Below are 21,801 nucleotides of genomic sequence, written 5' to 3'. Positions count from 1 at the left end.
CCGGAAGCTCAGGCGCCCTCCGGGGGGCATTCGTGGCCGGGGCCGAGCGGGGGAGTGGTCGGGCCGCAGTACCAGTCGCAGTCCGGCTCGGCGGTCGGCCGGTCCGGGGCCAGGGCGTCGCCGCGTACGGTGGCCAGGGCCAGCAGGCCGCCCGAAGTGAGCAGCCCGGCGCAGATCAGCATCGCCGTACGGAAGGCGCTGTCCACCTGGCTCGGCACCCGGTACGCCTCGCCGCTCAGGCCCGAGAGCGCGGGCAGGGCGGCGACCGCGATCAGCCCGGCCGCGCGGGCGGCGGCGTTGTTCACGCCGCTGGCGATGCCCGCGCGGCGGACCTCCACGGCGGCCAGCACGGTCGCGGTCAGCGGCGCCACCAGGGTGGTCATCCCGGCGCCCAGCACCACGACGGCGGGCAGGACGTCCGTCCAGTAGGAGGCGCCGGGGCCGATCCGCAGCATCAGCAGCACCCCGGCCGCGCAGAGCACCGGACCGATGAAGAGCGGCAGCCGGGGGCCGATCCTGCGGCCCAGTTTCCCCGCCTGGCCGGAGAACGCCAGCATCAGCAACGTGGTCGGCAGCAGTGCGATCCCCGCCAGCAGCGGCGCGAAGCCGGCGACCGTCTGCAACTGCACCATCAGCAGCAGGAAGATCCCGCTGAACGCCCCGTACACGCAGAGCGTCACCAGGTTCACCGCGGTGAACAGGCGGGAGGAGAAGAGTTCCAGCGGCAGCATCGGGTCGGGGTGGCGGCGCTCCGCCACGACGAAGGCCGCGCCGAGCAGCAGACCGAGCACCCCGGCGATCGCGGACAGGCCGCGACCGCCCTCGGTGAGCGCGTAGGTGACCCCGCCGAGGGCGAGTGCGGCGAGGACGGCGCCCCGGACGTCGAAGCGGCCGGAGGCGCTCTCGTCGCGGCTCTCGGGGACATGACGGAGCGTCACCAGGGTCACGATCACGGCGAGCGGCACGTTCAGCAGGAAGATCCAGCGCCAGCCGGGCCCGTCCACCAGCCAGCCGCCCAGGAAGGGACCGACGGCGGCCGACACCCCGCCCAGACCCGCCCAGACGCCCACCGCGCCCGAGCGGTCGTCCGGGCGGAAGGATGCCTGGAGCATCGCGAGCGATCCGGGGGTCAGCAGCGCACCGCCGATGCCCTGTAGGGCGCGGGCCACGATCAGCACCTCGATCCCCGGTGAGGCGGCGCAGGCCGCCGAGGCAACGGCGAACCAGCAGACGCCGATCAGGAAGACCCGGCGCCTGCCGTAGCGGTCGCCGAGCGAGCCGCCGAGCAGGATCAGGCCCGCCAGGGTCAGCAGATAGGCGTTGACCGTCCACTGCAACGCCGCCATCGAGGCACCGAGGTCGACGCCGATCCGGGGCAGGGCGACGTTCACCACTGTGCCGTCGAGCAGCGCCATGCCGGAGCCGAGCGCCGTTGCGAGCAGTACCCAGCGGCCCTGCGGGGTGCCCAGGCGCAGGGTGCCGGTGGTGTCATCCATGGTCACGCCCCGATCTTCCGCCCGTGCGGTGGCGGGCGCACCCCCGCGTCCTGCACTGCTCCGGCCGGAACGACGAACATCTCGCCGGGGGGGGCACGGGACCTCCAGTGGGGTGGACGGACCGTCGGGAGCCTCGCAGTGGCTTGTCATGGAGAGGTATCCCCGGGATGTCGAGGCGGTCAAACCGCCTTCCCGAGGCGGGCGTTGGCAATGGCGCCCCCATCCGGGCGAGCGGACGGGGCCGTCCCGGAGCCGCACCTGTGCCCGACGCGGCGGCCTCCGGCGTCGGGTACGGGCGCGGGGCGGTGGCGGGCGCTTCGGTGAGGCGACGGGCGCCGAGACGGTCAGACCGTGAGCCGCAGGCGCAGTGCGTCGAGGGTCTCGTCCTTCAGGCCGAGACCGGCGCGGGCATAGCTCTCGACGTCGCCCCACTGGTCGGCGATCGCGTCGACGGCCGCTGCCAGGTAGGACGGGTGGACGCCGAGGATGGCCTCCGCGACCTCGGGATCGCCACCCGCACCGGTGAACGCCGCGACCTGCGGCGCGAAGGCGGCGCGCACCGCCGGTGCGACGGCCAGGTACTCATCCCGGACGGTCGGCTCGTCCGCGCCGAGCAGCAGCAGGAGCAGACTGGCGCCCCACCCGGTGCGGTCCTTGCCCGCGGTGCAGTGGAAGAGCACCGGGCCGCCCTCCGGGCGGGCCAGCGCCGTCACCAGCTGCTTGTAGGCGGCGCGGGCGGAGGCGGAGGTGACGAAGGAGCGGTAGTCCTGCTCCAGCGCCCGCCGGGCCCGGCCGCCGCCGAGAGTGCGGTTGGCGGTGGCGGGGTCGGCCATGGCGGCGCCGAGGCGGTTGGCGGCGCCAGCGCCCGAGGTGTCGGCCATCACGTCCGCCACCAGCAGGTGGGCGCCGGCCGGGACGCGGTCGGGCCGGGAGACCCGTTCGAAGTCCGTCCGAAGGTCCACGACGGTGCGGATGCCGAGCGCCGCGACCACCGGGTCGCTCCGCAGGTCCAGCCTGTCCAGCTGGCCGGAGCGGAAGGCGGTGCCGGGGCGCACCCGGGTGCCGTCGGGGAGCGGGACACCGCCAAGGTCGCGCAGGTTGGCTATGGTGGCGGACTCGACTATCTGAGAGTGCGGCATGACTACCTCCTGTGCGCGATGACCTCGCTGCACGCGATGGGTGTGGGGGAGGGGTTGGGTGGTCCTCTTCAGCACCGTAGGCGGCCGCTGTCGCGGGCGCTCGCGGAGCGCGTCCGGTCGGCGGGGTCGGCGTACGGCCGGTCGGCGGGAGAGGGAGCACACCGGCGCACGGGGGTACGGGAGGGGCGCACGAGCGGCGCAGCGGCGGTGGCGGATTGCCCTACGGGCCGTCAGGCGGCAGGGTGTGCCTGGGCCCACACCCGGGTGGGCGGATGGAGGGGATTCAACGCGTATGGCACCCAAGATCCTGATCGTCACCGGCGACGCGGCGGAGTCGCTCGAGGTCCTCTACCCGTACCAGCGTCTGGTCGAGGAGGGCTACGAAGTCCATATCGCGGCGCCGACGCGCAAGAAGCTGCAGTTCGTCGTACACGACTTCGTGGAGGGCTTCGACACCTACACCGAGAAGCCCGGTTACACCTGGCCCGCCGACCTCGCGTTCGCGGACGTCGACCCGGCGCAGTACGTCGCCCTGGTGCTGCCCGGCGGTCGGGCGCCCGAGTATCTGCGCAACGACGCCGAGGTCAAGCGGATCGTCGCCCACTTCTTCGAGGCCGACAAGCCGGTCGCGCAGATCTGCCACGGGCCGCTGATCACCCTGGCTGCAGGGTCGCTGGCGGGCCGCCGCAGCTCCGCGTACCCCGCGCTGGAGCCGGATGTGAAGGCGGGTGGGGCCGACTTCGAGGGCGGGGAGGCCGTCGTGGACGGTGTGCTGGTCTCCGCCCGCGCCTGGCCGGACCACCCGGGCTGGATGCGCGCCTTCGTCGCGGTGCTGCGGGACAAGGCCCCGGTGGACTGACGCGCTCTCGCCGTCGGCCCCGCCGGATGGCGCGGCTGACGGCGTACCGGACGGTGTCGGTCAGCGGCTCTCCGGGTGCGCGGCGGTAGCGTCGGTGGTATGCGCGTCGTCATCGCCGGTGGACACGGTCAGATCGCCCTACGCCTGGAACGGCTGCTCGCCGAGCGCGGGGACACCGCCGTCGGGCTGATCCGCAAGCCGGAGCAGGCCCACGACCTCGAAGCGCTCGGCGCCGAGCCGGTCGTCTGCGACCTGGAGTGGACCCCGGCGGCCGAGCTCGCCGACCATCTGCGCGGCGCCGACGCGGTGGTCTTCGCGGCGGGTGCGGGTCCGGCCAGCGGCAGCGCGCGCAAGGAGAGCGTCGACCGGGCCGCCGCCGTCCTGCTCGCCGACGCGGCCGGACTGGCCGGGGTCGGCCGCTATGTGCTGATCAGCTCGATGGGGCTCGAGCGTGCGGACGACCCGGGCGTGCACCCGGAGTTCGCCGCCTACCTCAGGGCCAAGGCCCTCGCCGAGGACGAACTGCGGCGCCGTGAGCTGGCCTGGACGGTGCTGCGCCCTGGACGGCTGACGGACGACCAGGGCGCCGGCCTGGTACGCCTGGCCGCGCCGCCGCTGCCGATGGGATCCGTACCGCGTGACGACGTCGCCCAGGTACTGCTCGCCCTCCTCGACACCCCGGCCTCCACCGGACGCACCCTCGAACTCGTCTCGGGCACCGAGTCGGTGGCCGATGCGCTGCATCGGGCGCTGGCCGCCGGCTGAGCGGCCACGGAGCTCCGGGTCTGCCGAAGCGGCCCGCGCAGCAGTGGAGCCGGGAGCGTTCAGGGAGCTCGGCTGCCCGCTGGGCAGCGCCTGGCCGACGCCGCCCCCGGTTGCCGGAGGGTCTCAGGCCCCGGCCCGGTCGGAGGCGGTGCGCGGCGGGGCACTTCGCGCGATGGGGTGGGGGCTCTCCCCGGTGGGCGATGGGCTTCGGCGGGCGGTGACGACGGCGAGCACGAGTGAGAGCGTGACCAGGGCGGTACAGGCGAGTAGGGCGTGCCAGTACGCCGTCCGCGAGTCCGAGCCTGCGGCACCGGCGCCGTTCAGGTAGATGCCGGAGATCGCCGAGACCGCGACGGCGCCCGCGATCCGCTGCGACATCTGGAGGATCCCGCCCGCGACCCCGGCAGCCTGGGCCGGTGCGTGCCGCAGCACCGCCGCCTGGTTGGGGGAGACCGAGAGACCGGAGGCCGCGCCCGAGCAGAACTGACCGGCCGCCAGCAGCAGCGGCAGCCAGCCCGCCGGAGCGTACCGCCCCGCCAGGCCGCTGAGCAGGAGTGCGAGGACGCCAAGTGCCAGGCCGAGCGCCGCCACATGGCGGCCGAACCGCTGCACCATCCGCCAGGCCACCGCCGAGGCTCCGGCCATCGCCAGCGCGGAGGGCAGGGTGACGGCGGCCGCCGCCAGCGGCGACAGTCCGAGGCCGTCCTGCAGGAACATCACCAGCACCAGCCCCGAGGCCAGCGAGGCGCCGAACTGACCCATCATCACCAGCGTCCCGAGCGCGTACGGTGCCGAGCGGGCCAGCGCCGGGTGCAGCAGCGGGCGCCGACCGGCCGAGGCGTACCGGCGCTGCCAGAGCAGGAACAGTCCGGCGAGGACGCAGGCGGCCAGTGCCCACAGCAGTTTGGCGGTGCCGCTGGACGGCTGGATGAACGGCAGCATCACCGTCAGCGTCATCGCCCCCACCAGCAGCAGTCCGACCGGATCGAGATCGGTGCGGCCCGTCGAACGCCTCGGCGGCGGCAGATGGCGCACCGCCAGGAGCAGCGTCGCCAGACCAGAGGGCGCACTCACCAGGAAGGCCAGCCGCCAGCCCCAGTCGGGACCGGCGGTGGCGATCAGTGCGCCGCCGAGCGGCGGGCCGAGGGCGATCCCCACCGCGCAGGTCACCTGGTACAGGCCGAGCGCCCGGGTGCGCTCCGGGCCGGTGAAGACGTCCTGGATGGTCCCGATCATCTGAGAGTTGACCAGGCCCGCCCCCGCGCCCTGCAACAGCCGCAACAGCACGAGAAGTTGGGGCATCCAGGCCGTGCTCGCCAGCAGGCCTGCGGTGAAGAACACCGCGATACCCGCGATGAAGAAGGGCTTGCGGCCGCGCTCGTCCCCGAGCCGGCCGCCGGGTATCAGCGCCAGCCCGAAGGCCAGCGAGTAGCCCGCGACGAGCCACTGCACCTCGGTCGCATCGGCGTGCAGCGAGCTCCGCAGGGCGGGAACCGCGATGTTGAGCACCGAGTTGTCCAGCATGGTGGTGAGACCGCCCGCCAGGCAGACCGCCAACACCCGCCTCTGCGCGGCGGTCACGGCAGCACCGCCATCGTCGTGCAGCGGGCGTCGACGTTCTCGGAATCTCTCACATTCGGGAGGATATCCCCGATTCGAGAGCCTGTTCAGGGGCGGTTCCCGACGTTGTCAGGGGCGGTTCTTGAAGCGCTCGATCGCGGCGAGAACGGCTTCGGAGGTGCTGGGGTACCCGAAGCCGTGGCCCGCGTCGTCGACCAGGACCAACTCGGCGTCGGACCAGACCCGGGAGAGCTGCCAGGCGATGTCCGGCGGGCTGCTCAGGTCGAGGCGGCCATGGATCAGCGCGCCGGGGATGCCGGCCAACTTCCGGGCACCGTCAAGTAGTTCGCGCTCCCCGAGCCAGGCCGCGTGCCGCCAGTAGTGGGTGACCAGGCGGGCGAAGAGCATCCGGAACGCCGGGTCCTGGTAGCGGGGGTCGGGCTTGTGGCCGGGGCCGGTGGCGACATGGGAGTCCTCCCAGGCGCACCACTCGACGGCGGCCCGCTCCCGAACGGCGGGGTCGGGATCGTGCAGCAGGCGGCTGTAAGCGTCCACCAGGCTGCCGTCGCGCTCGGCCGCGGGGACGGCGTCCCGGAAGCGGGTCCACTGCTCGGGGAAGTACCGGCCCATGTCACGGGTGATCCACTCGACCTCGCGTCGGGTGGTGGTGGCCACGCTGAACAGGACCAGCTCCGAGACCCGCTCCGGGTGCGCCTGCGCGTACGCCAGGCCGAGGGTGGAGCCCCAGGAGCCGCCCAGCACCAACCAGCGGTCGATGCCGAGGTGTTCCCGCAGGCGCTCGGCGTCGGCGATCAGTTGCCGGGTGGTGTTGCTGCCCAGATCGGTGCCCGGGTCGCTCGCGGACGGTGTACTGCGGCCGCAGTTGCGCTGGTCGAAGAGCACGATGCGGTATGCCGCCGGGTCGAAGAACCGCCGCCAGCCAGGACCCGCCCCCGACCCCGGCCCGCCGTGCACCACCACGGCGGGCTTGCCGTCGGGGTTTCCGCAGGTCTCCCAGTGGACGAGGTTGGCGTCACCGACGTCCAGCATGCCCTGCTCGTACGGTTCGATCTCCGGGTAGCGGTCCATGAGTTCCTCGGTTCTCCAGAGTCTCGGTTCGTTTGGCGGGGCGGTCAGCCGCCGGTGACGCCGTCGATCTGTTCACGCAGCAGGTCGGCGTGCCCGAGGTGGCGGGCGTACTCGGTGATCATGTGGAGGTAGATCAGCCGGAGCGAGTAGACCTCGCCGCCATGCGTACAGGTGTCGTCGAGCGAGGCACTCGCGACGGCGGCGTCCGCGAGACGGCACTCCTCGACCAGGCGCTGGTAGTCCTCGGCGGCGCGGGTCGGGTCCAGGGCGGCGAAGTCGGCGCTCTTGGAGTGCTCGGTGTCGTGCAGCCGCTCCACCTGCTCACCGGCGAACCGCTCCCGGAACCAGATCCGTTCGACCTTGGCCAGGTGGCGGAGCAGGCCGAGCAGCGAGAGGCCGGACGGCGGTACCGTCCGCTCGGCCAGCTGATCGCCCGTCAGGCCGGCGCACTTGTGCAGCAGGGTGCTTCGCTGCCAGGCGAGATAGCCCTCCAGCATCTCACGCTCACCTGCGACGAGTGAGCCGCCGACGCGGTCGATTTCCGGTGCTGTCCAGGTCATCCGGGGATCATCCCGTCCGCAGGGCCCGTAGCGCGAGCGGTTTTCCGCTCCGGCGCCTCCCGGCCGGGTCCGGCCGTCCTCCTCCTCGTCACCGCACGACGTCGGAGAGCCGTACGAAGCGGTGTCCCGATGCGAGCAGCTGCGGCACTGCGGCGGCGATCCCGGCAGACGTCCCGTGGCCGGGATGGTTCATATGGCCGATGACGATCGACCCCGGTGGCACGGCCGCCACCTCGTGTTCGACCTGACCCGCGGTGAAGGTGGCTCCCGCGTCACCGTTGACGGTGAAGCCGACGAGCCGTTCGCCCAGATCGGTCACGATCCGTGCGGCGATGTCGTCGCAGTAGGCGGTGCCCGGCCGGAAGAAGCGCGGCGGGCGGCCGAGCAGGCCGGTCAGCTTCTCCCGGTTCCCCGCGATCTCGTCGAAGACCTCCCCGGCGTCCCTGGTGCCCGGGATGCCGTAGGCGGAGCGCCCGGAGACCGACAGGGGAACGTGTCGGGTTCCGTGGTTGCCGATCTCGAACAGCGGGTCCGCGGCCAACTGCCCGAAGGCCGCCTGGTTGGCGTCGATCCAGCGCGAGTTCAGAAACAGCGTCGCCGGTACGGCGTGCTCCCTGAGGAAGCCGACCAGCGCCTCGTCGTAGCCGTCGCCGCCCGGTCCACCGCAGGCGTCGAAGGTCAGCGCGATCACCCGCTCGGCGGAGGGCAGCCGACCGAGGACTCCGGGCGCGTCGAAGCCCCAACTGCTCGGCGTGGCCCGCCCGTACCGGGCGACCACCTCCGCGCGGGTCGGTGCGACCCGTCCCGGTGCCCGCGAGGCCGGGGCGGCTGTTGCGCCGCCCGTCCCCGAGGGTGCTGTCCCCGTCCCGGGCTGGGCCGATGGGCTCCTAACGGCCCCCGTCCTCGGTGGTGCGGAGCACCCCGACAGCACGCCGCCCGCCACGGCTGCCAGGATCTGTCGGCGACCAACGGACATCCCGCACTCCACCTCCATCCGTGTCCCAGCGGCCACGACCGACGCGGTGGGCCGGTCGCTGGGTTCACCATAGGTGTGGTCGGCAGGCAGAGCCGTCGCCGGCGGCAGGGGCTCGCGCCCCGGGCACGTGAGCGGCCTGCCTGCCTGCAGCACGCCCGGGGAGGAACAGGTCCGTTCGGCCGCCCGGAGTGCCTCCATCGGCCTAACGACACGTCACCGTGGGCCGGATGAGCGTGCGTGGCGGCTGACGGCCCGGCAGCATGGACCACCAGTGCCGTGCCCGAAAACCGGTCCGCGACGTCCGCCTCCGTGGAGGGCGTGCAGTGCCCGGTCGCGTCGACGTCCGGCGCCGAGGAGTACCGCCCACGGTCCCCGCAATCGCCCAGCCCGGCGGTCGTCGGCCGCCGTCCACCACGATCCGGCCGCCGAGCCAGTCGGTTCACTCTCGCCGGCCCCTGCGCCCCTGACCGCCCAACACCGAGAGAGCCCCGATGACCCCTGTGCCAGTCCTCCGCCGCGTCACCCGAGCCCACACGCCGCCGTCGGCCGTAGCGGCCACGGCCTTCCGGGGGTGCCGGGTATGAGTGCCGACACAAGTGCCTCGTTGAGCACCGACACGCCGAGCAGTTCGCGGACCGTGCCCGCCGACAAGGCGGAGACCGTCGCCGACTGGGCCGACGGCCGCCTTGGCATCTATTCGCTCGCGAAGTCGAATCTGCGCAAGATCTTTCCGGACCACTGGTCCTTCATGCTCGGTGAGATCGCGCTCTACACCTTCGTGATCATCATCATCACGGGTGTCTGGCTGACCCTGTTCTTCGTCCCGAGCATGGGCGAGATCGTCTACCACGGTAAGTGGGTCCCGCTGAACGGCATCCGGATGTCGGAGGCGTACGCCTCCACCCTGGGCATCAGCTTCGACATCCGCGGGGGTCTGCTGATCCGCCAGATCCACCACTGGGCGGCGATCCTCTTCGTCGCGTCGATGCTCGTCCATATGATGCGGGTCTTCTTCACCGGGGCGTTCCGCAAGCCGCGCGAGCTCAACTGGCTCGTCGGCGCCATGCTGCTGATCCTCGGCATGTTCGACGGCTTCATGGGCTACTCGCTCCCCGACGACCTGCTCTCCGGCACGGGCATCCGCTTCATGGAGGGCGCGATCCTCGCCGTGCCGATCGTCGGCACCTACCTGATGTTCTTCCTCTTCGGCGGCCAGTTCCCGGGCACCGTCATCATCCCGAGGCTGTTCACCGTCCATGTGCTGCTCATCCCCGGCATCATGGCCGGGCTGCTGGTGGCGCACCTGATCCTGGTCTTCTACCACAAGCACACCCAGTGGGCGGGCCCCGGCCGCACGGAGAAGAACGTCGTCGGCATGCCGCTGATGCCGGTCTACATGGCCAAGGCTGGTGGCTTCTTCTTCCTGGTGTTCGGCATCGTCTCGGCCATGGCGGCGGTCGCCACGGTCAACCCGATCTGGGCGTACGGCCCGTACCGGCCCGACCAGGTGTCCACGGACGCGCAGCCGGACTGGTACATGGGCTACTCCGAGGGCCTGATCCGGATCATGCCGGGCTGGGAGATCCGGTTCCTGGGTCACACCCTGAACCTCGGGGTGTTCGTTCCGCTGGTGGTCTTCCCGCTGGTCCTGCTGGCGATCTGGTGCTACCCGTTCGTCGAGGCCTGGATCACCGGCGACAAGCGCGAGCACCACATCCTGGACCGCCCGCGCAACGCCCCGGTCCGTACCGGCCTGGGCGCCGCCTGGATCGGGCTGTACGTCGTCCTGCTGGTGGGTGGTGGCAACGACCTGTTCGCCACGCACTTCCACCTGTCGCTCAACTCGATCACCTGGTTCTGCCGGATCGGCTTCTTCGTGGTGCCGGTGGTGGTCTACTTCATCACCAAGCGCTGGTGCCTGGGCCTTCAGCGGCGGGACTGGGAGAAGGTGCTGCACGGCCGCGAGAGCGGCATCATCGTGCGTAAGCCGCACGGCGAGTTCATCGAGGTCCACGAGCCGCTGTCGCCGGCCCAGCTGCACTCGTACACCGCGCACGAGCAGTACCAGCCGGTCGAGCTGCCGCCGGCCGTGGACGAGAACGGCGTCGCCCTCAAGGTGAGCCGGCTGGCCCGCTGGCGCGCCAAGCTCTCGAAGCACTACTTCGGCCAGTACAGCCAGATCGCCAAGCCGACCGCGGAGGAGTACGAGGAGATCAGCAGCGGCCACGGCCACCACTGACCGTCACCCCGCTCACTCGTGAGGGCCCGTCGACTCCGGCGGGCCCTCAGGCGTCCGGGCGGTGGCCCGGGCCGGGGGGACGCCGTTGCGGATCGTGCCGTCAGGCCGGCGTCGGGGTGTGGCGGGGCCAGACGCGGTCGAGGAAGTCGGCGATCAGCGGGGCGATTTCGGGGAGGTTCTCCTCCAGGGCGAAGTGGCCGGTGTCGAAGAGGTGGACTTCGGCGTCCGGGAGGTCGCGGAGGTAGGCGCGGGCGCCGGGCTCGGGGAAGAACGGGTCGTTGCGGCCCCAGGTGATCAGGGTGGGCGGGGTGTGCTTGCGCAGCCACTCCTGCCACTCGGGGTAGCGGGCCAGGTTGGAGTGGTAGTCGAAGGCCAGATCCAACTGCGGCCGGGTGCGGCCGGGTTGGTCGAGGAAGTGCTGGTCGAGGGTCCAGCCGTCGGGGGCGACGAGACGGGGGTCGGTGGTGCCGCCCTCGTACTGGCCGCGGGTGGCGGGGAGTGTGAGCAGCTCGCGGATGCTCTGCTCGGCACCCTCGGTCTCGGGGCGCAGCGCGATGAACGACCGGGCCGCCTCGGAGAGCCCCTCCTCGTAGGCGTTGCCGTTCTGCACCACCAGGCCGGTGATCCACTCGGGGTGGCGGGTGGCCAGCCGGAAACCGACGGGTGCGCCGAAGTCGAAGACGTACAGCACGAATCGGGTGAGGCCGAGCTGCTGGACGAACCGCTCGGTGATGTCGGCGAGGTGGTCGAAGGTGTAGGAGAAGGTCCCGCCGGTGCTTGCCGGGGCGGGAACGTCGCTGTGGCCGAAGCCCGGGTAGTCGGGGGCGATCAGGCGGTAGTGCGCCCCGAGGGAGTCCATCAGGCGGCGGTACTGGTGCGATGCGGACGGGAAGCCGTGCAGCAGCAGCATCACCGGGACCTCGTCGCCGGCGGCCCGGGATGGGATCGACTCGCGGTAGAAGACACGCACGCCGTCGACGTCGAGGTGGCGGTGGAGTACCTGGGGGAGGGGTGAGACTGCCATGCGGGATGCCTCCGTGGTCTTGGTGATGAGGCTGTTCTACCGAAGCTTCAGATAATGTGTCAATACTTATCTATCCATTAGTTGAGCCGGGCTGGTTCGGCGGTGGATTGATCCATGCCGTTGGTGCCTCGTAGGTTGGTCCCTCGACAGGAGCGGGATCCGAGGGCGGACGGGAAGAGGCGGCAGGAATGCACAGCGACACGGACCGCAGGGGAGACGGCCCGCTGGCGGTGGCTGCGGCCAGCGCGGAGGTGCTGCGGCACCCCGAGGCCCATGAAGACCTGCTCACCGAGATCGAACGCGTCCGCGCGGCACGCTTCCGGCACGAGACCACCCGCCAGGACTTCGTCGCGGCCCACATCCTGGTGCGGCTGTGCGCGGCGCAGTTGCTCGGTGTGACCGCCGCGGAGGTGACGCTCGCCCAGAGCTGTCCCGGCTGCGGCAAGGGCGACCACGGCAAGCCGTACCTGCCGGGCCACCCCGACGTTCACGTCAGCCTCTCGCACACCAAGGGTGTGGTCGCGGCGGCCGCCGGCTTCGGGCCGGTCGGCGTGGACGTGGAGCGGGCGGAGCGGGACGGCCCTGGCCAGGACGTGCTGGAACGGGTGCTCACCGAGGCCGAGTTGCGGCTGGTCAGGGAGCACGCGGAACCGGGATGGGCGTTCCTGCGGCAGTGGGTGCGCAAGGAGGCGATGGTCAAGATCGGCCGCGCCACCCTGGACAGCATGGGCGCGCTGGACCTCTCCGCGCTGCCGCTGGAGACCGTCGGCGGTGCGCCGCTGAGCAGTCGCTTCGAGGACCTCCACCTGCTCGACTGGGATGCGCCGCAGTACGGGGCGACGGCTTCCGTGGTCAGCCCGCAGGCCCCACGGCTGGCCGGACTGGTCGGTCTGACCGGACTCGGCGGCTAGCGCCGGTCCGCGGCGCGCACGGATCCCGCGCGGCCCTGACGGCGCAACTGCACCGTCTCGCAGCCGAGACGGGCATCGACGCCTGCGCCGAGGTGTCCGAGGCGCAGCACGGACGGCCCTGTCGCCGGTGCGCGATTCCGCGTCGGTGCCGACCTGGCAGGGCTGCGGATGATTGCATCGGAACGCGGCCGTCTCCATGCGCAGGCGTGCAGCGGGGAGAGACGAGGAGACACGGTGACGGAAAGCGCGGATGTCCTTCCTGCGGCCCCGGTGTCGGCCTCACCGCTCCGGCAGGGCTCCGCCGTGCTCCGCTGGCTGACGACGACCGACCACAAGGTGATCGGCAATCTCTACCTGGTCACCTCGTTCGGCTTCTTCCTCTTCGCCGGGGTGCTGGCGATGCTGATGCGCGCCGAGCTCGCCCGGCCTGGGCTGCAGTTCTTCACCCGGGACCAGTACAACCAGCTCTTCACGATCCACGGCACCATCATGATGCTGCTGTTCGCGACGCCCACCTTCGCGGGTTTCGCCAACGCGGTGATGCCGCTTCAGATCGGTGCGCCCGATGTGGCGTTCCCCCGGCTGAACGCGTTCACCTACTGGGTGTACCTCCTGGGCGGCCTGATGGTGGTCAGCGGGTTCCTCACGAGCAACGGCGCCGCGTCCTTCGGCTGGTTCGCCTACGCCCCGCTGAACGGCCCGGTCCGCAGCCCGGGCACCGGTGCGGACCTGTGGACGATGGGCCTGCTCGTGGCCGGACTGAGCACCATCCTGGGCTCGGTCAACTTCATCACCACGATCGCCTGCCTGCGCGCCCCGGGAATGACGCTGTTCCGGATGCCGATCTTCACCTGGAACGTGCTGTTCACCTCGATCCTGGCGCTGCTCTCCTTCCCGGTCCTGACCGCCGCGCTGGCAGCCCTGGAGGCGGACCGGAAGTTCGGGGCGCATGTCTTCGACGCGGCCAACGGCGGGGCGATCCTGTGGCAGCACCTGTTCTGGTTCTTCGGGCATCCCGAGGTCTACATCGTGGCGCTGCCCTTCTTCGGGATCATCTCCGAGATCATCCCGGTGTTCTCCCGCAAGCCGATCTTCGGCTACCACGGGCTGATCGGCGCCACCATCGCCATCACCGGACTTTCCGCGATCGTCTGGGCGCACCACATGTTCGCCACCGGGCAGGTCCTACTGCCGTTCTTCTCCCTCGCATCCCTGCTGATCGCCGTGCCGACCGGCGTGAAGTTCTTCAACTGGGTCGGCACCATGTGGAACGGCTCGATCTCCCTGGACACCCCGATGCTGTGGGCCATCGGCTTCCTGGTGACCTTCCTGCTCGGCGGACTGACGGGTGTACTGCTAGCCGCCCCGCCGATCGACTTCCATGTGACCGACAGCTACTTCGTCGTGGCCCACCTCCACTACGTGCTCTTCGGCACCGTGGTCTTCGCGATGTTCGGCGGGTTCTACTTCTGGTGGCCCAAGATGACGGGCCGGATGCTGGACGAGCGGTTGGGAAAGCTGCACTTCTGGCTGCTGCTGCCCGGCTTCCAGCTCACCTTCCTGGTCCAGCACTGGCTCGGCGCCCAGGGCATGCCGCGCCGCTACGCCGACTACCTGCCCGACGACGGCTTCACGACCCTCAACACCGTCTCCTCGGCCGGCGCCTTCCTCCTCGGCCTGTCCACCCTGCCGTTCCTCTACAACGTCTGGAAGACCACCAGGTACGGGGAGAAGGTCACCGTGGACGACCCCTGGGGCTACGGACGCTCGCTGGAATGGGCGACCTCCTGTCCGCCGCCGCGGCACAACTTCCACGCGCTGCCGCGGATCCGGTCCGAGGGACCCGCGTTCGACCTCAACCATCCCGAGTACTCCCGCGAGGCCGTCGAGGCCGCGGAAAGGGCTATTTGATGCGGGCCGAGGCCTGTCTGTTCAGCGGTGTCGCGGTGTTCTTCGCGCTCACCGCCTCCACCTACGGCTGGTTCGCCCTGGAACCGGCCGGCACCGTCGCCCTGACCGTCTCCTTCCTGATGTCGGCCCTGGTCGCGGCCTTCCTGTGGGTCCAGCACGCCCGCCGGGGCGAGCGGTTGCAGGACCGCACCGATGTGGCGGTCGTCGAAGGCACCGGGCCGCTCGACTTCTTCGCCCCGCGCAGCGCCTACCCCGTCCTGACCGCGACGGGTGTCGCGGTCTTCGCCCTCGGGGTCGTCTACGGCCTGTGGCTCGCGCTGATCGGCATCGGGGTGCTGATCCCCGGCGTGGGCGGCTTCGTCTTCGAGTACGGCCAACGAGAGCCCTGACCCGGTCCGCTCACTCCTCCCCGGGCGGCATCCGTGCGGTGACGGCCTTCCGTTCGGGTCCCTCCCCGTCGGGGTGCTCCGGCACGGAGAGTTCGACCCGGTCACGGTAGTACCACCGGCTCAACGCCGATCTGAGGCGTGCTCGCCGCGATGCGCCCCGCTGCAGTGCGGGCAGCGGCCTCGGCATGTTCCGAACCGCCAGCGTGTACCGGCGACCCGCCGGAAGGGCGTGGGAGTCGCTCACATAGGCGCCCTCCACGGTCTCCCGCACGAAACCGCTCTTCCGGCCCTTGGCCAACAACTCGTTGTCCCTGGCCTGCAGGGCCAGGCAGAGCCGTTTGGTCAGCCAGAAGGCCAGTGGCGGCCCAACCAGTACCGCAGCGCGCAGCGTCACAACGAGACCGACCAACGAGACGTCCAGGGTGCGGGCCACCACGTCCTGACCACCCGCCAGTAGCAGCACCGCGTAGAAGACCACCCCTGCCACCCCGAGACCGGTACGGGTCGGCCTGTTGCGCGGCCGGTCGCACAGATGCTGTTCGCCGCCGTCACCGGTCACCCAGCTCTCCAGGAACGGGTAGGCGTACAGCGCGACGAAGAACGCCGCGGGGAACACCACCGCGGGCAGCAGAGGGTTCCACGAGACGCTGTGACCCCACAACCGGGTCTCGACGCCGGGCATCAGGCGCAGCGCGCCTTCGATGAAGCCCATGTACCAGTCGGGCTGCGCGTCGGTCGACGCCTGATCGGGCCGGTAGGGGCCGTAGCGCCAGATCGGGTTGATCTGCCCGACCGCGCCGAGCAGTGTCAGCAGACCGAAGGCCATCATGGTCAGCCCCCCGGTCTGGATGGCGAAGGCCGGGAACATCGGTTTGCCCACGACGTTGCGGTTGTGCCGGCCGGGGCCGTTCCACTGCGTGTGCGTCAGCCGGAAGACCAGCAGCAGATGCAGGCTGAGAAGACCCAGGAGAACACCGGGCAGCAGCAGGATGTGCGTGGCGTACAGCCGCGGAACGATGCGCTCGCCGGGGAACTCCCCGCCGAAGAGGAAGAACGCGAGGTAGCTTCCCACCAGCGGCAGGGAGAGCACGAAACCCTGGGCGGTGCGCAGACCGGTGCCTGACAGCAGGTCGTCCGGCAGCGAGTAGCCGGCGAAGCCCTCCAACAGCGCCAGTTGGAAGAGGGTGAGCCCCACCATCCAGTTGATCTCCCGGGGGCGTCGGAACGCCCCGGTGAAGAAGACCCGCAGCAGATGGACCCCGATGGAGGCGGTGAAGACCAGCGCGGCCCAGTGGTGCACCTGCCGGATCAGCAGTCCGCCCCGCACCTCGAAGCTGATGTCCAGCGTCGAGGCGTAGGCCTGGCTCATCCGCACCCCGCGCAGCGGCTGGTAGCTGCCGTGGTAGACGACTTCCGCCATATCGGGGTCGAAGAAGAAGGTCAGAAACGTCCCGGTGAGCAGCAGCAGGACGAAGCTGTAGAGGGCGAACTCGCCCAGCAGAAAGGACCAGTGGTCGGGAAAGATCTTCCGGACGAGCCCTCTGAGGCCGTCGAACAGCGGCAGCCGCGCGTCCGCGGCGAGCACGGCGCCGGTGGCGGCACGCGCAACCTGCCGCCGCGGCCTGGCTCTTCTTCGTGACAGGAGCATTCGACCCCACCTCTCGTTCCCTGGACTGCTCTCTGTGACAGCCATATCGGCAGCGGGAGGCCGGCGGACCGGGGAGGACACGTGGATCGGGCCCGCATTCACCCGTTCGCCCCCTCGTCGTCGCCGGCTCGCGGCAGCGGGGCGCTCAGGCCGTCGACAGCCGGACGCGGCGATGGCACCACCGTTCTGCGCAGCGCTTCGTGGCCGTGCGCGGACGGGTGCCGGGTGCCGGGTGCCGGGAGGTTCACCGCTGGAGCCCGTGCCGGTGCAGCGGGCTCACGGGAAGGACGAGCCGGCACAGCCGGTGGTAGGAGACCGGGGCGATCAGGCGACTGCTTCGACCGTGACCAGTGGGAGCATGCGGCGGTGGGCGGCGGCGTCGAAGCCGCCCGCGAGCGGGGCGAGGACGGTGGCGGCCGAGAGCGCGACGGCCTGGGCCAGCCGCTCGGGCCAGGATGCCTCGGCGACCAGGCCCGCGGTGAGGGCGGCGACTGCGGCATCCCCGGCTCCGGTGGGGTTGCCGCTCACCGTCTCGGGCGGGCGGGCATGCCAACTGCCCTGCGGTGTCACGGCGATGAGGCCGTCCGGCCCGAGTGAGGCGACCACGGACCGGGCCCCGGCGGTGCGAAGTGCCTCGGCGGCGGTGTGCGGGTCCACGATGCCGGTGGCGGAGGCGAGCTCGTCGGCATTCGGTTTGATCAGCGCCGGGCGGGCCGGGAGGGCGGTGAGCAGCGCGGGGCCGTCGGCGTCAAGAACGGCGGGTACGCGACGTGCGGTTGCGAGGTCGACGAGGGTCGCGTACGCGTCCCGGGGCAGCCCGGCGGGGAGGCTGCCGGAGAGTACGACGGCTGCCGCATCGGAGAGCAACTGCTCGTAGCCGGTGAGGAATTGGGACCATTCGGCCGGGGTGATCACAGGGCCGGGCTCCAGGAGCATCGTGGTCCTGCCGTTGCGCTCCTCGACGATCGCCACGGTGCGTCTGGTCTCTCCGGCGACCGGTACCAGCTGGTCGTTCAGCCCGGCCGTCGAGAGGTCCGCGCGGAGCCGACGCCCGTTGGCGCCGCCCACCAGCCCCGTGACAACGGTCTCGTGCCCCAGGGCTGCGAGCACCCGTGCCACGTTCACCCCCTTGCCGCCGGCGCGCTGGGCCACCTCGCGGACGCGGTTGCTGCTGTTGGGTCGCACGGTGGGCAGGCGGTAGGTGACATCGACGGCGGTGTTGAGCGTGACGGTGAGGATCACGGGCGCTGCTCCGCTTTCGATACGAGAGTAGTGATGCTTGATGATGCTCATTACTAGACCTGGTGAGCATGTTCGCGCAATATCCTCGCCCGTGGTGTGAGGCGTCAGGCGTCGTGGCGGCGGAGGGAGCGCCAGCCGCCGAAGGCCGCAGGGCACCCGGGTGAAGGTCACCATGACCCTCGACCAGGGCGTCCCCGTCCCGGGGCCGCAGCAGAAGCCGGTGCTGACCACAACGGTCACCGACGCCGGGGTGGCAGTGATCGACGGGGACCGGGCCCGCCTGCTGATCTTCGCGGACCAGCGCAACACCGGTACGGCTGACAACGGCAAGCCGGCCGCCGACGGCACCGGTCAGGCGAAGACCGGTACCGACCAGTCGAAGGCCGACACCGCCTACCCGCCCGCGATGTTCGCGGTGGACGCGATCCGCCAGGACGGCGCCTGGAAGATCGCCGACATCGACACCTTCGGGCGCTGACCCCACTGGCCCCGCTGATCTCGCCTGCGGTGCGCTGCTTCGCCGACGCCGGGTCAGCGTACGTATCTTGCGAGCAGTGTGGCCCGGTGCAGTACCGCCTCCAGCGGGCCGCGCCGGAAAAGGCGCGTCCACAGCCGGGCCAGCGCCATGGCCAGCACGGCGAACAGCATCAGCATCACCAGGGGGGACCCCTGCATGTCGTCGCCGCCCAGTGCCCCGATCAGTGCGACATGGCCGACGTACACGGAGAGCGAGACCGTGCCGACGGCCAGCACCGGTGCGACCAGCGGTGCCGCCGCCTGCCGGAGACCGGAGGACGGTTGCGCCAGCAGCGCGGTGCACGCGACCAGGGTGAAGACGGCGATGCCCAGGCTGCCGAGTACCTCGAAGGTGGTGCCGCTGTGGGGGGAGGCGGTCAGCAGTCCGGCGGGGTGGGTGGTGGCGACGGTTCCTTCCTCCGGGCCGTGCCACCAGTCCAACTGCTCCTCGGTGGGGGCGAGTTGGCAGGCCAGCCAGGAGCCGCCGTAACCCACGGCCGCCAGCGCCGCGCCCGCCACTGCCAGCCTGGCGCGCACGGCCGCGCTGCTCAGGTCGATCCGCCCGAGCGCCATGCCCGCGAGGACGAAGGGCATCCAGGTGAGGGCGGGGTAGTTGCCGGTGAGCAGCAGGTTCAGCAGGCCCTCACCGCTGTAGTGGGCGATCGGGTCGTGGGCGGTGAGCAGTTCCGTCCAGTCGAGGCTCTGCAGTCCGGCCCGGAGGACGAAGGAGAGCTGGGGGCCGATCAGCGCCCAGGCCAGTGCGGCGGCCGCCAGCGGTCCGGCCTTCAGACGGGTCAGCGGCAGGGCCAGCAGGAAGTAGACGCCGTAGTAGGCGAGGATGACCGCCACCGAGGTGCCGATCTCCGTCATCACGGTGCCGAGCGCCAGCAGGACCAGGGCGCGGATCACGATCCTGGCCAGGGCCTGCCTGCCGTCCCGGCCGACTCTCGGGGTGCGACCGGCGATCAGGACCAGTGAGACTCCGGCCAGCATCGCGAAGAGCGCCGAGGCGCGCCCGTGGGTGAACTGCATGGCCCCCGCGACCGGCCCGCCGTCGGCCGGGTCGGGGCCGACATGGGCGGCGAACATACCGAGGACGGCGAGCCCTCGGGCCAGGTCGAGGCCGAGGAGGCGTCCCGAGGCGGCCGGGGCGGGTGCCGAGGCCCGGTGGTCGGTGAAGGTGTCAGCGGACATGACCCCAGTCTTGGGCCTTTCGTGCGCGGAACATACCTCTCCGGTCGGGGAGTTGGCCCCGCTGATCGGCGGGGGCGTGCCGAGATGCGTCCGGCCGCCGTGACGGAGCACGCATGTGCAACTAGTTGCATAACCGGGCTCGTCCGTCCTACCTTGAGGTGACGACTTCGCGCGAGGAGGCGCTGGATGACCGCGTACCCCCACCTGCTGAGCCCGCTCGACCTGGGGTTCACCACACTGCCCAACCGGGTGCTGATGGGTTCGATGCACGTCGGCCTCGAGGAGGCGCCCGGCGGTTTCGAGCGGATGGGCGAGTTCTACGCGGCCCGGGTGCGCGGCGGCGTGGGGCTGATCGTCACCGGGGGGATCGCCCCGAACGAGGAGGGTCGCCCCTGGGGTGGTGGCGCCAAGTTGACCACCGAGGAGGAGGCGGCGCAGCACGCCGTCGTCACGGCTGCCGTCCACCGCGAGGGCGGCCGGATCGCCATGCAGATCCTGCACTTCGGCCGCTACGCCCACCATCCCGAACTGGTGGCGCCCAGCGCGATCCAGGCGCCGATCAGCCCGTTCACCCCGCGCGCGCTCACCGACGAGGAGGTGGAGCGGACGATAGAGGACTTCGTCCGTGCCGCTGAACTCGCCAAACTCGCCGGTTACGACGGCGTCGAGATCATGGGCTCCGAGGGTTATCTGATCAACGAGTTCATCGCCTCCGCCACCAACCACCGCGAGGACCGCTGGGGCGGGGACTACCGCAACCGGATGCGTTTCCCGGTCGAGATCGTCCGCCGGGTGCGCGAGCGGCTCGGGTCGGACTTCATCGTCGTCTACCGGCTCTCCATGCTCGACCTGGTGCCCGGTGGCTCCAGCCTGGACGAGGTGATCACCCTCGCCAAGGCGATCGAGGCGGCCGGTGCCACGATCATCAACACCGGTATCGGCTGGCACGAGGCCCGTATCCCGACCATCGCGACCTCCGTTCCGCGCGGCTCGTTCGCCTGGGTCACCAAGAAGGTGATGGGCGCCGTCCAGGTGCCGCTGGTCACCAGCAACCGCATCAACACCCCCGAGGTGGCAGAGCAGTTGCTCGCCGAGGGCCATGCCGACATGGTCGCCCTCGCCCGCCCGCTGCTCGCCGACCCGGACTTCGTGGCCAAGACCGAGCGCGGCCGCGCCGAGACCATCAACACCTGCATCGGCTGCAACCAGGCCTGCCTCGACCACACTTTCAGCGGGAAGATCACCTCCTGCCTGGTCAACCCCCGGGCCTGCCACGAGACCGAGCTGGTCCTCAGTCCGACCCGCCGCCGCAAGCGGATCGGCGTGGTCGGCGCGGGACCCGCCGGGCTCGCGTTCGCGGTCTCCGCCGCCGAACGCGGCCATGCCGTCACCCTCCACGACGCGGCCGGCGAGATCGGCGGACAGCTCAACATCGCCCGCCAGGTGCCCGGCAAGGAGGAGTTCGACGAGACCCTGCGGTACTTCCGCCACCGCCTGGAAGCGGAGCAGGTCGAACTCCGGCTCGGCACCGCCGCCTCCGCCGAGGACCTGGTGGCCGAAGGCTACGACGAGATCGTCCTCGCCACCGGAGTCACCCCGCGCACCCCCGAGATCCCCGGTCTCGACCACCCCAGCGTGATCGGCTACCTGGACGTGCTGCGGGACAAGGCCGAGGTGGGGGAGCGGGTCGTGATCCTCGGTGCCGGCGGCATCGGCTTCGACGTCGCCGCCTACCTCACCGACCCGGGCGACGGCGCCTCCCTCGACCGGGAAGCCTTCCACCGGCAGTGGGGCATCGACGCCGACTACCGCGCCCCCGGCGGACTCCGCCCGCCGGCCCGGGCCGCCGCGCCGCGCACCGTCCACCTGCTCCAGCGCAAGACCAGCAAGGTCGGCGCCGGACTCGGCAGGACCACCGGCTGGATCCACCGCACGGAACTCCGCCACCGGGGTGTCACCATGCTCTCCGGCGTCACCTACCGGCGGATCGACGACGCCGGGCTGCACATCACCGTGGACGGACGCGAGGAGCTCATCCCCGCCGACACCGTGGTGATCTGCACCGGCCAGGAGCCCCGGCGCGAGCTCTACGAGGCACTGACCGCCCTCGGACAGCAGCCGCACCTGATCGGCGGCGCCGACCTCGCGGCCGAACTCGACGCCAAGCGTGCCATCGACCAGGGCACCCGCCTCGCGGCCGCGCTCTGACTCCGGCGCTCGGGCTCCTGTGTCCTGCTGCCTGCTGCCTGCTGCCTGCTGCCTGCTGCCCGGACGCGGATGCCC

At 71.3% G+C, this 21,801-nt stretch carries 17 protein-coding genes and 1 pseudogene; 8 read left to right on the top strand and 10 right to left on the bottom strand.

The window, feature by feature from the left end:
- Nucleotides 1–8: 8 nt before the first annotated feature.
- Nucleotides 9–1,496 carry a DHA2 family efflux MFS transporter permease subunit gene (locus P3T39_RS10020; RefSeq protein ID WP_280697084.1) on the bottom strand — a complete coding sequence of 496 codons (1,488 nt, stop codon included), beginning with the start codon at nt 1,494–1,496 and terminating at the stop codon, nt 9–11.
- Between the two features lie 344 nt (nt 1,497–1,840).
- Complete coding sequence (locus P3T39_RS10015) at nt 1,841–2,635, bottom strand: tyrosine-protein phosphatase (protein WP_280697044.1); 795 nt, start codon at nt 2,633–2,635, stop codon at nt 1,841–1,843.
- Nucleotides 2,636–2,927: 292 nt separating this feature from the next.
- Here P3T39_RS10015 and P3T39_RS10010 point away from each other — a divergent pair, with 292 nt between their 5' ends.
- Nucleotides 2,928–3,494 (top strand): DJ-1/PfpI family protein, encoded by a 567-nt coding sequence (locus tag P3T39_RS10010; RefSeq protein ID WP_280697043.1) that lies wholly within the window; start codon nt 2,928–2,930, stop codon nt 3,492–3,494.
- Between the two features lie 99 nt (nt 3,495–3,593).
- Nucleotides 3,594–4,259: an SDR family oxidoreductase gene (locus tag P3T39_RS10005; protein WP_280697042.1), complete on the top strand. Its 666-nt coding sequence runs from the start codon at nt 3,594–3,596 to the stop codon at nt 4,257–4,259.
- A 123-nt stretch (nt 4,260–4,382) separates the two neighbouring features.
- On the opposite strand, the gene P3T39_RS10000 is transcribed toward P3T39_RS10005, so the two are convergent.
- The 4 genes from P3T39_RS10000 to P3T39_RS09985 all read right to left on the bottom strand — a co-directional run bounded on the left by P3T39_RS10000 (nt 4,383) and on the right by P3T39_RS09985 (nt 8,246).
- Nucleotides 4,383–5,840 carry an MFS transporter gene (locus P3T39_RS10000; protein ID WP_280697041.1) on the bottom strand — a complete coding sequence of 486 codons (1,458 nt, stop codon included), beginning with the start codon at nt 5,838–5,840 and terminating at the stop codon, nt 4,383–4,385.
- 108 nt (nt 5,841–5,948) lie between these two features.
- Nucleotides 5,949–6,908, bottom strand: a complete 960-nt coding sequence (gene pip, locus P3T39_RS09995) for a prolyl aminopeptidase (protein WP_280697040.1) — start codon at nt 6,906–6,908, stop codon at nt 5,949–5,951.
- A gap of 44 nt (nt 6,909–6,952) precedes the next feature.
- On the bottom strand, nt 6,953–7,468 hold the full coding sequence (locus tag P3T39_RS09990; RefSeq protein WP_280697039.1) for a DinB family protein: 516 nt from the start codon (nt 7,466–7,468) through the stop codon (nt 6,953–6,955).
- 88 nt (nt 7,469–7,556) lie between these two features.
- On the bottom strand, nt 7,557–8,246 hold the full coding sequence (locus P3T39_RS09985; RefSeq protein ID WP_280697037.1) for a polysaccharide deacetylase family protein: 690 nt from the start codon (nt 8,244–8,246) through the stop codon (nt 7,557–7,559).
- Nucleotides 8,247–9,024: 778 nt separating this feature from the next.
- Here P3T39_RS09985 and P3T39_RS09980 point away from each other — a divergent pair.
- Nucleotides 9,025–10,683: a ubiquinol-cytochrome c reductase cytochrome b subunit gene (locus tag P3T39_RS09980; RefSeq protein ID WP_280697036.1), complete on the top strand. Its 1,659-nt coding sequence runs from the start codon at nt 9,025–9,027 to the stop codon at nt 10,681–10,683.
- 100 nt (nt 10,684–10,783) lie between these two features.
- Here P3T39_RS09980 and P3T39_RS09975 read toward each other — a convergent pair whose 3' ends face one another.
- Complete coding sequence (locus tag P3T39_RS09975; RefSeq protein WP_280697035.1) at nt 10,784–11,707, bottom strand: alpha/beta hydrolase; 924 nt, start codon at nt 11,705–11,707, stop codon at nt 10,784–10,786.
- Between the two features lie 188 nt (nt 11,708–11,895).
- Between P3T39_RS09975 and P3T39_RS09970 the strand changes: the two genes are divergently transcribed.
- The 3 genes from P3T39_RS09970 (at nt 11,896) to P3T39_RS09960 (ending at nt 14,918) form a co-directional block, all read left to right on the top strand.
- A complete protein-coding gene (locus P3T39_RS09970; RefSeq protein ID WP_280697034.1) occupies nt 11,896–12,618 on the top strand; it encodes a 4'-phosphopantetheinyl transferase superfamily protein in 723 nt (240 codons plus the stop codon).
- Between the two features lie 270 nt (nt 12,619–12,888).
- Nucleotides 12,889–14,529 (top strand): cytochrome c oxidase subunit I, encoded by a 1,641-nt coding sequence (ctaD, locus tag P3T39_RS09965; protein ID WP_280697082.1) that lies wholly within the window; start codon nt 12,889–12,891, stop codon nt 14,527–14,529.
- The gene (locus P3T39_RS09960) at nt 14,529–14,918 is read left to right on the top strand and encodes a cytochrome c oxidase subunit 4 (RefSeq protein WP_280697033.1); all 390 of its coding nucleotides are present in this window, start codon (nt 14,529–14,531) and stop codon (nt 14,916–14,918) included. The genes ctaD and P3T39_RS09960 overlap by 1 nt, the downstream gene beginning before the upstream one ends.
- 10 nt (nt 14,919–14,928) lie before the next feature.
- On the opposite strand, the gene P3T39_RS09955 is transcribed toward P3T39_RS09960, so the two are convergent.
- Entirely contained in the window at nt 14,929–16,566 is a 1,638-nt protein-coding gene (locus P3T39_RS09955) for a cytochrome b N-terminal domain-containing protein (RefSeq protein WP_280697031.1), read from the bottom strand.
- A gap of 324 nt (nt 16,567–16,890) precedes the next feature.
- The gene (locus tag P3T39_RS09950; protein WP_280697030.1) at nt 16,891–17,808 is read right to left on the bottom strand and encodes a 1-phosphofructokinase family hexose kinase; all 918 of its coding nucleotides are present in this window, start codon (nt 17,806–17,808) and stop codon (nt 16,891–16,893) included.
- 205 nt (nt 17,809–18,013) lie between these two features.
- Between P3T39_RS09950 and P3T39_RS09945 the strand changes: the two are divergent.
- Nucleotides 18,014–18,286: pseudogene (locus tag P3T39_RS09945) on the top strand (hypothetical protein); the annotation flags it as partial.
- A gap of 53 nt (nt 18,287–18,339) precedes the next feature.
- Here P3T39_RS09945 and P3T39_RS09940 read toward each other — a convergent pair.
- Nucleotides 18,340–19,518, bottom strand: coding sequence for a heparan-alpha-glucosaminide N-acetyltransferase domain-containing protein (locus tag P3T39_RS09940; RefSeq protein ID WP_280697028.1), 1,179 nt, complete (start codon nt 19,516–19,518; stop codon nt 18,340–18,342).
- A 186-nt stretch (nt 19,519–19,704) separates the two neighbouring features.
- Between P3T39_RS09940 and P3T39_RS09935 the strand changes: the two genes are divergently transcribed.
- Complete coding sequence (locus tag P3T39_RS09935; protein WP_280697027.1) at nt 19,705–21,726, top strand: NADPH-dependent 2,4-dienoyl-CoA reductase; 2,022 nt, start codon at nt 19,705–19,707, stop codon at nt 21,724–21,726.
- Nucleotides 21,727–21,801 lie beyond the last annotated feature (75 nt).

This window comes from Kitasatospora sp. GP82 (assembly GCF_029892105.1).
Classification (GTDB): Bacteria; Actinomycetota; Actinomycetes; order Streptomycetales; family Streptomycetaceae; genus Kitasatospora.
Note: the sequence above shows the minus strand (reverse complement) of the source record. Positions and strands in the feature narration are given on the sequence as shown.

What these genes read in the sequence shown, in the direction of transcription:
- P3T39_RS10020 (WP_280697084.1), bottom strand. Translation starts at nt 1,496, where the DNA reads ATGGATGACACCACCGGCACCCTGCGCCTGGGCACCCCGCAGGGCCGC.
- P3T39_RS10015 (WP_280697044.1), bottom strand. Translation starts at nt 2,635, where the DNA reads ATGCCGCACTCTCAGATAGTCGAGTCCGCCACCATAGCCAACCTGCGC.
- P3T39_RS10010 (WP_280697043.1), top strand. Translation starts at nt 2,928, where the DNA reads ATGGCACCCAAGATCCTGATCGTCACCGGCGACGCGGCGGAGTCGCTC.
- P3T39_RS10005 (WP_280697042.1), top strand. Translation starts at nt 3,594, where the DNA reads ATGCGCGTCGTCATCGCCGGTGGACACGGTCAGATCGCCCTACGCCTG.
- pip (WP_280697040.1), bottom strand. Translation starts at nt 6,908, where the DNA reads ATGGACCGCTACCCGGAGATCGAACCGTACGAGCAGGGCATGCTGGAC.
- P3T39_RS09990 (WP_280697039.1), bottom strand. Translation starts at nt 7,468, where the DNA reads ATGACCTGGACAGCACCGGAAATCGACCGCGTCGGCGGCTCACTCGTC.
- P3T39_RS09980 (WP_280697036.1), top strand. Translation starts at nt 9,025, where the DNA reads ATGAGTGCCGACACAAGTGCCTCGTTGAGCACCGACACGCCGAGCAGT.
- P3T39_RS09975 (WP_280697035.1), bottom strand. Translation starts at nt 11,707, where the DNA reads ATGGCAGTCTCACCCCTCCCCCAGGTACTCCACCGCCACCTCGACGTC.
- P3T39_RS09970 (WP_280697034.1), top strand. Translation starts at nt 11,896, where the DNA reads ATGCACAGCGACACGGACCGCAGGGGAGACGGCCCGCTGGCGGTGGCT.
- P3T39_RS09960 (WP_280697033.1), top strand. Translation starts at nt 14,529, where the DNA reads ATGCGGGCCGAGGCCTGTCTGTTCAGCGGTGTCGCGGTGTTCTTCGCG.
- P3T39_RS09955 (WP_280697031.1), bottom strand. Translation starts at nt 16,566, where the DNA reads ATGCTCCTGTCACGAAGAAGAGCCAGGCCGCGGCGGCAGGTTGCGCGT.
- P3T39_RS09940 (WP_280697028.1), bottom strand. Translation starts at nt 19,518, where the DNA reads ATGTCCGCTGACACCTTCACCGACCACCGGGCCTCGGCACCCGCCCCG.
- P3T39_RS09935 (WP_280697027.1), top strand. Translation starts at nt 19,705, where the DNA reads ATGACCGCGTACCCCCACCTGCTGAGCCCGCTCGACCTGGGGTTCACC.